Origin of the sequence: Brevundimonas sp., from assembly GCF_018608325.1 — a bacterium.
GTDB lineage: Bacteria > Pseudomonadota > Alphaproteobacteria > Caulobacterales > Caulobacteraceae > Brevundimonas.
Window position 1 is genome coordinate 1 of record NZ_JABAZW010000047.1, and the last position, 797, is coordinate 797.

At 67.0% G+C, this 797-nt stretch carries 1 protein-coding gene; it reads right to left on the reverse strand.

The features are described 5' to 3' along the window. Positions 1–797: HAMP domain-containing sensor histidine kinase (locus tag QZ281_RS04885; protein ID WP_292225379.1), on the reverse strand; the 797-nt coding region annotated here is incomplete at both ends.

Below are 797 nucleotides of genomic sequence, written 5' to 3' on the forward strand. Positions count from 1 at the left end.
GACATCACCTGCCGCATCAGGGCGACATTGGCGGGATCAGCCTCGACATAGAGGATGACGGCCTTGGCCGGCACATTCACGGGCGCAGGGATGACGGCAGGCAGCCGCAGGGTGAAGGTGGTTCCGGCGTCCTTGCGTCGTGCGGCGAAGATGCGGCCCTGCATGGCCTCGGCCAACCGTTGGGCCGCCGCCATGCCCAGGCTGGCGCCAGAGGGGGCGTTCCGCTCCACGCCGTTGAACGGCTGGAAAAGGGTCTCCATACGGTCGGACGAGGCCTCGAACCCCGTGTCGTGCACCAGGGCGACGACCTCGTCATATGAGCGTTGGATTTCGGTGCGGACCACCCCGCCCGGCTGGGTGTGGCGAATCGCATCCGCGATCAGGCGGCGCAGGATCTGGCGCACCCGGACGGGATCGGCGATGACGCCCAGACCCGCCGCGGCAGGCGGACAGTCCAGGGTGACGTGGGCTTTTTCAGCGTCCACGCCCAGGGCGTCGCAGACCTGACGCAAGGCCAGACGCAGATCAACCCGCTGCAGGGATAGGGTCAGGTTCGGCGCCTGGACAGCGGCGAAATCGACCAGTTCATCCGCCAGCGCGGTCAGGACCGCAGACGCCGCCTCGATCCGGTCCACGGCGTCACTCTCCCTGCGGCTGAGAGGATCGGCGAAGTTCAGACGTAAAAGTTGTGAATAGCCGCTGATGACATTCAACGGCTGACGCAATTCGCGCCCCAGCCCCATCATGAACTCGGCCTTGGCCCGGTCAGCGGCCGCGATGCGGTCCTGCTGGGCGTC